Annotated in this window: 3 protein-coding genes; 1 reads left to right on the top strand and 2 read right to left on the bottom strand. The window is 71.9% G+C overall.

The genetic code is table 11. The annotated features are described in order from the left end of the window. Positions 1-3,231: MobF family relaxase (mobF, locus tag Q4D18_RS09645; RefSeq protein WP_303127763.1), on the top strand; the 3,231-nt coding region annotated here is incomplete at its 5' end. Positions 3,232-3,310: 79 nt separating this feature from the next. On the opposite strand, the gene Q4D18_RS09650 is transcribed toward mobF, so the two are convergent. Both Q4D18_RS09650 and Q4D18_RS09655 read right to left on the bottom strand, forming a co-directional pair. Continuing rightward, positions 3,311-10,012 carry a helicase-related protein gene (locus Q4D18_RS09650; protein WP_303127764.1) on the bottom strand — a complete coding sequence of 2,234 codons (6,702 nt, stop codon included), beginning with the start codon at positions 10,010-10,012 and terminating at the stop codon, positions 3,311-3,313. Between the two features lie 104 nt (positions 10,013-10,116). Next, a partial coding sequence (locus tag Q4D18_RS09655; RefSeq protein WP_303127765.1) for a hypothetical protein occupies positions 10,117-10,488 on the bottom strand: 372 nt, incomplete at its 5' end.

Genomic DNA, 10,488 nt, shown 5'->3' on the forward strand with positions numbered 1-10,488 from the left:
CACCAGCAGGCCATGGCCGAGGCCCTGGCCTGGGTCGAGGACAACGTGCTCCAGTCCCGCGCCGGCCACGGCGGCGTCGCCCACGTCCCGGTGACCGGACTCGTGGCCAGCGCCTTCGACCACTGGGACTCCCGCGCCGGAGACCCCCAGCTGCACACCCACGTCGTCGTCTCCAACCGGGTCCAGCGGCTGATGGACGGGCAGTGGGCCACCCTGGACAGCTACACCTTGCACCGCCACGTGGTGGCCATCTCCGAGAAGTACAACGCGCTGCTCTACGACCGGCTCCACGGCCAGATCGGCGCCCTGGCCGAGTCCCGTGACCCGGCCATCACGGCCGCCCTGGAGCAGGTGCTCTCCGGTCAGGAGCTCGAGCAGGACACCGTGGCCGGACACGGTGGCCACCGCGTGGAGCTGGCCGGCGTGCCGGACAGCCTGATCGAGGAGTTCTCCACCCGCTCCCGACTGATCCAGGCCCGCAAGGACGAGCTCATCGCCCAGTGGGAGGCCGCCCACGGACGCACCGCCCCGGCAGCCGTCGTGCTCAAGCTGCGCCAGCAGGCCACGCTGGAGACCCGGACACCGAAGAAGGAGTCCACCGAGACCCTGGCCGAGAAGATGGTCGGCTGGCGTGACCGCGCGCTGGCCGGTGGCCACGACCCGGCGGCCATCGTGGCCGCCGCCGTCGGACATGACCGGCGCACCGTGACCGCTGACCAGCTCACCGACCAGGCCCGCGAGGCCATGGCCGTGTGGGTGCTCACCGACGCCTCCGTGCGCCGGACCACCTTCACCCGGGCCAACGTGCTGGCCTCGGCCGAGCGCGTGCTGGCCCTGGTCCGGTTCGACACCGCCGAGGACCGGCACGCCGCAGCCGACGAGCTCGTGGACACCGCCCTGGCCCAGGCCGTGTCCCTGACCCCGGCCAGGATGTCCGCCCCGGCCGAGTTCGACCCCGTACTGTCCGCCCCGACTGGCCGCTCCGGTCTGGACCACCAGCGTGTGTCCGGCACCTGGACCACCAGGCAGGTCATCGACGACGAGGCCTACCTGATGGGCCGTGTCCGCTCCGCCGGCGCCCCGGTCATCGACCCGGACACCCTGGCCGGACAGGTGGCCGAGGTGACCACCAAGGACGGCCACCGCCTCTCGGCCGACCAGGCGGCGGCCACCGCCCATGTGCTGTCCTCCCCGTCCGGGATCGACGCGATCATCGGTCCGGCCGGCACTGGCAAGACCACCACCATGGCCGCCGTCGCGCAGCTGTGGCACGCCCAGCACGGCCAGGGTTCCGTGGTCGGTCTGGCTCCCTCGGCTGTCGCCGCTGGCGTGCTGGCCGACGAGCTCGGCGTGGCCACGGAGAACACGGCCAAGTGGCTGTGGGAGTCCGTCGGGGACGGCGCCGCCGCCCGCGCCCAGCGAGTGGCCGGCCTCCAGGACCGCCTGGCCCAGCTCTGGGACTCCCCCGCCTCCGACGCCCGGACCCGACAGATCGAGGCCGTGACCGCGCGCCTGGCCGAGGAGCACGCCATCCAGGCCCGGTTCACCCTGCACCCCGGGCAGCTGCTGATCGTGGACGAGGCCTCCATGGTGGCCACCGCGCAGATGGCCGAACTGGCCCGGCAGGCCGAGGCCGCCGGGGCCAAGGTGCTGCTCGTGGGCGACCCCGCCCAGCTCGAGGCCGTCGAGGCCGGCGGCTTCCTGGGCTGGATGGACCGCGCCGACGACGTGCCGGTCGCACGCCTGGACCAGGTGTGGCGCTTCCGCAACGAGTGGGAGCGCAGCGCTTCCCTGCACCTGCGCGAGGGCGACCACGACGTGCTGGAGCAGTACGAGGCGGCCGGGCGCCTGCACGGTCACCCCGAGGTCGACGCCGCGGACACCGCCTACGCCGCCTGGCTCTCGGACAAGCGTGAGGGCTTGTCCACGATCCTGATCGCCTCGGACAACGCGACCGTGGCCGACCTGAACGCCCGTGCCCAGGCCGACCTGGTGACCGCTGGCCTGGTGGACGTGGAGACCACCGTCACCCTGCGCGCCGATGTCGCCGCCGGCGTCGGGGACGAGCTGCTGGCCCGCCGCAACGACCGCTCGTTGCGCGACTCCACCGGCGCGTTCATCGCCAACGGCACCCGCCTGACCCTGACCGGGATCAACCCCGACGGCTCGGCCGAGGCCGTCGTGGACGCCACCGGTGGCACCGTGATCCTGGACCCGGACTACTTGGCCTCCTCCACGGAGCTGGGCTACGCCACCACCGCGCACCGATCCCAGGGCGTCACCGTGGACACCGGGCACACCGTGGTCGAGGTCGGCCAGTCCCGCGAGCTGTTCTACGTGGCCATGACCCGAGGCCGCCTGGCCAACCACGCCTACGTAGACCTCGAGCCCGATGACCATGCCTCCCCCGACGAGTGGGGACTGCTGCACCGCACCCCCGGCGCCCAGACCCCCGTGGGCGCGTTGAAGGCCGTGCTGGAGCACTCCACCGCTGAACGCTCCGCCCACGAGGTCCAGGCCGGTGAACAGGCCTGGGCGAACGACCTGGGGCGGCTGGTCCACGAGTACGAGTTCCTGGACTGGGCCGCCCGCGCCGAGCGCACCAGCGCGTGGATCGACCGGGCCTTCCCCGACCCCGCCACGAACGCCGCCCTGCGCGAGGCCGAGACCTGGAACCGGATGGTCAAGGCCGACCCGGCCCGCACCTTCTCCGGCGAGCTGGAGCAGGTGCAGACCCCCAAGGACGTGATCGCCCATTGCGAGACCGTCCTGCCCCCCTCGCCCCTGGACCGGCCCGCCCAGGACCCGGCCGAGGGCACCCGCGCGGCCGCCGTCGCGGAGGTCCACGAGCATCTGCACGCCGAGTTGGCACACCAGGCCGCGACCGTGCGGGCCGAGCCGCCCGCGTGGGCTACGCACATGGCCGGCTGGAACGAGTCCGAGGCCACCTTGCACGCGGTCCTGCTGTGGCGGGCCGTGTCCAACCAGAACGAGCACACCGCCAGCGTGCTGGGCCGTCCCCCGGCGGCGAACGACGCCACCGCCCACCACTACCGGCGCGCCCTAGACGCGCTCACCGGGTCCAACGACGACGAGGCCACGATCGCCGCCTTGACCGAGAACCAGCTGCACCTGGCGCGCGTGATCGACCTGCCCGCCGACGTCGAGCACACCGTGGACACCGGCCCCCACCGCCACGGCCCGTCCCCCACGGACGGCCCGGACCTCTGACCCACACGCGGCGGGCGGCCCCGGAGCTGCACGCGCCGGGGCCCCCCGCCCTTAACGTGCCCGGCGCGCGGGGTCTGGCTCACAGGCCGGGGCCACCCGCCTCCGTCTGCGGCGGCCGCGTCGGGTCCACCCCGACACCGGCCTGCCCCGCGGTGCCCATGCCCATCCAGTCCAGCCCGTCCCGGTCCAGCGCGGGGTCCTTGGCCGCCGCCTGACCGGCCACGGGCATCTGCTTGACCGGGGGCTCGCCGGTCACCCCGACCGTCTCCGGTCCCGGCGCGGCGTCGGGCACCGAGCCCTCCACCGGCCGGGCGCCGAACACCTTCACTATGTCCAGTGGCCCCTCGGGCTCCCACACGTGGCCGGCATCCCGGGAGGTCACCTGGAACTGCTGGCCGTCCTCGGAGCGCAGCGTCAAGACGGCCACCTGATCGGTCCCATGCCCGTAGTTGTTGGCAACCGGACGCTGCTCCTGGGCGATGACCGTCCCGACCTTCAGCCCGTCCGCCGCGCGCTCGGTGGCCACCCTGTCCACCGTCGTGTCCACGGCCAGTGTCCGGCCAACCCACTGGCTGTCCGGACTGATCCGCCTGGCCGGACACGCCTTGACCGGCTGGCCGGCGTCGGCGGCCAGCATGGCCAGCTCCGGCAACTCCAGCGCCCCGCGTGTACGGCCCAGCACGGTCACCATCGTCGTGTCCCGCCGACGGCACTCTTGCTTGGCCCCGTCCTGGTCGGCGTACACGATGTCCCGGTTGCCACCGGATCCGGTCTTCAGGATGGTCACGGGCACCTTGGCCGTGGCCGAGGGGTCCACGTCCGTGGCCATCACCGTGTCCCCTGGCCGCAGGTCACCGACCTGCACGCTGCGCGTCTTGGCCCCCCACAGCCTCTCGCGCTCGGCGTCCGAGAGCTGGACGGCCTCGCTGACCTGCCACCGCCGGGCGCCGGCCGCCGCCGACCCGCTCAGCCGCTCACGCGCGGCCCCCGTGTCCGGGGACACGGCCACCCTCCGCTCCCCGTACCCCGGGCGCATCCGCACGATGTCCCCGGCGACCCCGAACCCGGCGATGTCCTCCTGCAGCACCTGACCAGGGATCAGCTCATCGGGCCAGCGCGTGTACGCCCGCTCCGCGATCGCCTCCCGCCGAGCCTGCTCCGCCTCCGGGGTGGTCGCGTCGATCAGGATCACCGGCGACCCGAACCGCACGAACTCCTCATCGCGGATCAGCGCCCCGGTGGAGGACTCGATCATGTTCCCCTCGGCGTCGAGCCGGCCCTTGGCCACGGTCCTGTCGGTCCGCTCCCGCAGGACCTCCCCGTCGTACCCCAGCGCCATGCGCGCGTTCGGCACGATCCGGTCTCGGTCGAGGTCGGCCTGCATGGCTCGTTGCTCGATCTCGTTCAGGCCCGACTCCCGCCGCACGACCATCCGGCCCCTGGACTGCAACTTGGACGCCCCGAAGGCGTCCTTGGGGTCTCCGTCCACGGGCCAGGCCCACAGCTGACGCTCGTGGATGCCCACGGACTTGTCCGTGTACCCCACGATGTAGAACCCCTTGTTGTACTCCCACACATCGCCCTCATGCGGCACGGTGTGGTGCCCGAGCAGTCCACGCTCGTTCAGCTGATCTGCCGTGTACTCGACCACTGCCGGACGCAGGGACTCGTCCACGTCGTCGCTCATCTCGGCCTCCAGCGCCGCGAGCTCACGCTGCTTGGCGACCAGTTCATCGGCCTGCTGGAACCGGCTCTCCGCCAGCCCCTCCTGCATGGCAGGGATGGTCTCGGCCAACTGGTCCAGCTCGCGCTTGTCCTTGACCAGCTGGTTCGGCAGCTCGGCCACGAAGTTCTCCGCCGAGATGATCGAACCCTGAGCAGAGACCTCACCGCCGAGCACCTGGGACACGGACCAGGCCCGGCGCACGCTCGGGGCCTGCATCGGCACCAGGTACACCTGCGAGGCGTGCCGGACCGTACCCACCTCGACCCCGCCGAGGGTGCCCAACGGCTCCGGGTCGGTCGCGTCCAGGAAGTCGGTTCGGTCCGTGCGTGCCGCCTGCCGGCGCAGAGCGGCCACCAGGACCTCACCGGCGTCCCCACGACTGCGAATCGTCTGTCCGTCCGTCGTCGTGAACGCGAACGCATCCCCTCCGGTGGGGATCACCTGCGCGGCCAGCCCGATCAGGGCGTCCTGCCGGCCGGCCAGGAACTCCTGCCGGGCCTCGTACCGGCCCAGCTCGACCCGCTGGGTGGCCCGCTGCTGGGACCACGCGCTCTGCGCGCGGGTCAGCTGCTCCACGTCCATGCTCAGCGTGGCCAGCTGCTCGATGCGCGGGTCCCCGGAGAGCACCGCCGCGGCGGAGGCGCCGCTGACCTCCAGCCCGGCCACCACGTCCTCCATGGTTCGCCCGTTGTGCTGACCGGCCTTCACCTGGGCGATGAACGTGGCCTTGCGGGCGATCATGTCCCAGCTGTAGACGTCGAAGGTCTGCTCGGTGGCCCAGGCGTAGATCGACACCTCGGGATTCTGGTTGCCCTGCCGGATGATCCGGCCCTCGCGCTGCTCCAGGTCCGCCGGGCGCCAGGGCACGTCCATGTGGTGCAGGGCGATCGCGCGGGTCTGGATGTTCGTGCCGGTGCCCATCTTCTGGGTCGAGCCGATGATCACGTTCACCCGCCCGTCCCGGCACTTCTCGAACAAGGCCGCCCGGGCCTCGTCCGTCTTGGCCTCGTGGATGAACGCCACCTTCTCCGGGTCCATCCCGCGCGCGGCCAGGTCCTCGCGCAGCTGGTCGTACACGTTCCAGGACCCGTCCTCGGTGGGCGTGGACTGGTCGCAGAACACGATCTGCAGAGCCCCGGTGGTCTCGGAGACCTCCCCGTTGGGCAGCCGGTACTCGGTGTCCTTGGTGCGCTCGTGGATCGTCATGATCTGCTCGGCCACCGCGCCCACACGTCCACCGTCCGGGTCCGCGTCCATGCCGACCAGGCGCGCGTCCAGCGCCACCTTCCGCCCGTCGCCCACGATCACGAGCATGTTGTCCGCCCCCTTCGTCGGCGGCGTGTTCTTGACCAGTTCGATGCGCTCCTTCAGCTGGTCCACGTACTGGTCCACCTGCTCCGACGGCGGGCGGGCCATCAGGATCCGGTCCCCGGTGGCCACGGACGGCAGGGTCGTCTCCAGCCGGTCCCGGAGCACGACGTCGGTGAACGCGGAGTTGATCGACAGCAGCTCGGGCACGTTCACGTACTCGGCCACCTTGATCACCTGCTGGTAGCCGTCGCCGGTCACCGTGGGCCGCAGCTGGGGCTTGACCTTCGTGAACGCCTGACCCCAGGCGGTCACGGTGTCCACGCGCGCGGCCTCCAGCAGGTCCGGGCGCAGGTAGTGCTGCATCACCCACATCTCGGCCATGTTGTTGGCCACCGGGGTGCCCGTGGCGAACGTGGCCACCGCCGGAAGGTAGCCCGGGCCGGCCACGCCGGCCCGCTCCGCCGCCTCGGTCTTGACCTCGCGCAACGCGCGCAGCTTGAAGTCCAGGTCCATGGCCCGCTGGGACCCCGAGCACGCCAGCTCGGCCAGGTCCGAGGACCGGGCCAGGTTCTTGAACATGTGCGCCTCGTCCACCAGCAGGTAGTCGATGCCCGTCTCCTCGAACGTGACCCCCGGATCGGTGTTCGCCGCGATCTTCCCGTGCTGACGCTCCAGCGCCTTCTTCGCCTTCTCCGACCGCTTCACCCAGCCGGCGTCCTGGTCCTGCCCGGCCGTGGCCGCCTCGAGCTCGTCCTGGGCCTGCTTGAGCCACTCGGCCTGCTTCACCGGGTCGATCTGGACCTTCTCGAACGTGGTCTGGGGCATGACCACCAGGTCCCAGTCCCCGGCCCCGACCTGCGCCATCCACTCCTGCCGGGCCGGGGCGGCCAGCCCCGTGGGCACCGCGATCACGTTGGCGTCCGGGTGCCACTGCGTGGCCTCCGTGGCGATCTGGTCCACCAGGTGGTTCGGGACCACCATGCACGGCTTGGCCACGATCCCGGTGCGCTTGAGCTCCATCGCGGACATGATCATCGTTCCGGTCTTGCCGGCGCCCACCACATGGTCCAGCAGAACGGTCGGCTCGGACACTGCCCGGGCCACCGCCGCCCGCTGGTAGGAGTACGGGGTCATCGACTCGTTCAGCCCCGGCAGGGACAGCCGCGCACCGGCGCCCGAGTAGTCCGGGGCCACGTGCGCGTTGAAGGCGTCGTTGTAGAGCCCCTGCAACCGCTCCACGCGCGCCGGGTCCTGCATCATCCAGACCCCGAACTCAGCCCGGATCTCCTCGACCTTCGCTCGCGCGGCCGCCGTGGCCTTCTCGTCCTTGACCCGCTTGCCCTCCTCGAGCTCCACGGTCACGGTCACGGTCTTCATGTTCATCGCCGCGGTCATCAGCTGCGCCGGCGTGCGCTTCTCCACGCCCCACCGATACCGCACATCCGGGGCGACCCCACCCTTGGGGACCTCAATCTCCCAGGCGTCCGTGCCCGGATTCAGCCGCACCTGGCACTGGGCCTTCAGCGTCTCCGAGACGAACTGCGCGTAGACGTCCTCGGGCACCCACCGCACGCCCGGATTCACCGACACGTCCGCCAGCGCGATCTCCGCCGGGACCACGGCCTCCAGCGCGGCCACGTTCTCCCGGAACGCCGCGTCGGCCTGCGCGGCCTCCCGCGCCGCCGCGAGCTTGGCGCGCACGTTCCCGGACAGGTACGTCGTCTTGGGCACCAGCTCCTCAGTGCCGGGCACCTGGAACACCTCACCGGACATGCGCTCACGCGCCTGCGCCCGGTCCACGCCCAGCAGCTCAGCCACACGGCCCACGTCCACGGTGCGGGACTCGTCCATGCTGATGGCGATCGCGTCCTCCACGGACTCCGCCCGCTCGGGACGGGTCCGGTGCTGCACCACATCCCGGGTCATGATCGGCGCCGGCGTGGCCGTGTTCGTGGCCTCGTCGTAGACCTCGAGCGAGCGGATCAGCCCCAGCTTCGGGTCCCCGGCCAGGAACTCCAGGTGCTTCTGCTCCCGCTTCTTGAACTCCGAGGCGGTCGCCGCCTCCAACCACTCGGCCGCGAGGTCCTCGGGCACGGGCACGTCCGCCGGCGCGACGTCGCCGTCCTGCGGCAGGCTGTCCCGCCACTGCGTCTCCAGCTCACGCAACATGCGATCACGGTCCGCCTTCGACGGCGGCCCGTACTTGTCCTCGCCGCGCGAGATCGGCCCGTGGTAGCCCACGTAGGACTCCCACAGCCCGCGCAGCTCCGCGCGCAGCTGCTCCCGCTCGGCCTCGGGCGCACCCGTGCGCTGAGCGGCCAGCACCTCCGTGGCCTTGTCCCGCATGGCCAGCAACGACTTGGCCTGCGCGAACAGGGGGCGGGCGATCTTCACCCGCTCCCACGTCAGCCCCGCCCGGTACTGCTCGAACCAGCCTCCCGGGTTGTGCCGCACATGGCCGATCTGAGCCTCGGGCTCCGGGGCGAACCGCAGACCAGGGCTCGTGTCGACCGCCACCCCCTCGGCCACCTCGGGGGCGTAGGACAGCGCGCTGGACCCACCGAACCGGGCGTCGAGCATCTGCTCGGTCAGCAGCACCTCCACCTGCTCGGCCACGTTCACGTCCGCCTCAGCCCTGACCGCGTAGGTCGGCCCGAACGCGCTGCTGGCGTAACCGGCCTCTCCGACCACCCGCTCGGGGTGGTCCTTGAACCACTTCGAGTAGCTGACCTCGTGCTCGTTGCCCTCCGGGTCCCTCACCGCCAGGGTGTCTGCATCCACCCACCCGGCCACCCGGTCCTGGTCCACCTTCTCGGTGGGCTTGCGCCGGCGGAACACGAGCACGTCCGTCTTCACGTCCGTGCCGGCCGAGGCCGCCATGGCCCCGTTGGGCAGACGCACCGCGCCCACCAGGTCGGCGTACCGGGCCATCTCCCGCCGCGCGGTCTCGCGCTTGGCGTCCATCGTGTGCGTGGAGGTCATCACGGCCACGTACCCGCCCGGCGCGGTCAGCCGCAGCGACTTCAGAATGAAGTGGTTGTGGATCGAGTGGCCCTGCCCGTTGTGGGTCTTGTCCACCACCGAGTAGCCCCCGAAGGGCACGTTGCCCACCGCCGCTGAGAACGAGTTCTCCGGGAACATCGTCTTCTCGAACCCGGCCGACATCACCTGCTGGTCAGGGTGCAGGTACGCGGCCACCCGGGCCGTCGTCTCATCCAGCTCCACACCGACCATCTGCGCCCCGTCCGGGGCGGCGCCCATGAACTCCCCGGACCCGCACCCCGGCTCCAGCACCGCACCGTCCTCGAAGCCGGCCGACTCCAGCGCCGACCACATCGCCGCCGCGACCGCCGGGTCCGTGTAGTGCGCGTTCAGCGTCGTGGCCCTCGCCTGCGACCAGCCCACCGGACCCAGCAGCTCCCGCACCCGCTCCCGGTCCCGCGTGGCCACCCGCTCATCCGCCTCGTCGAACACGAACGGCAGCGCCCCCCACGCCGACCACCCGGCCAGCGTCTCCTGCTCGGCCTCGGTGGCCGGCCGCGCCTCCTGCTCCAGCGTGGCCAGCACCTCCAGGGCGGCCACGTTCGCGGTCACCACCCCGGGGCTGGCCGTGTCCGTGTCCGCCCCGCTGTCCGCCGCCTCCGGCTTGGCCGCGCCCGTGTCCGGGCCGCTGACCTGGGCAGATACCGTGGTGTCCGGGGTCGTGTCCGCCTCGATGTCCGCCCGCGCCTGCTGGTCGGCCACGCTGTCCGGCTCATACGGAAGCCCGCCGGCCAACACCCGCTCGGTCATCTCGCTGAACCGGAATGACCGGCCAGCCTCCGCCGTGTCCGCCCCCTGCTGGCCGGTCAGCCCTGCGGCGTCAGCATCGCCTCGCGCACCTCGTCGGTCACCAGACGCGGCAGCTCGGTCCGGCCCGGGAACGGGTCCATCCCCTGGCTGCTCATCCAGGCGAACACCTCGTCCGCCAGCGCCTGGAGCTTCAGCCCCTCCCTCAGCTGAGCCTGCGGCGGTAGCGCCTCGAACTCCGCCTTCCCCACCGGGCTCACCCGATCCGGTGCCAGCTGTGCGTGCCTGGTCAGCACGATCGCCCGCAGGTACCTCCCAAACTCCGGGCTCACCCCCTGGAACGCGCTCAGGCTCAGCATCGCCTCGGCCACCGTCGGGTACTCCTCCAGCACGTCCGGGTCCGCGTACACCCCCATCCGATCCGGGGACGG

It is taken from the genome of Micrococcus sp., assembly GCF_030523875.1.
In the GTDB taxonomy this organism is placed as follows: Bacteria; Actinomycetota; Actinomycetes; order Actinomycetales; family Micrococcaceae; genus Micrococcus.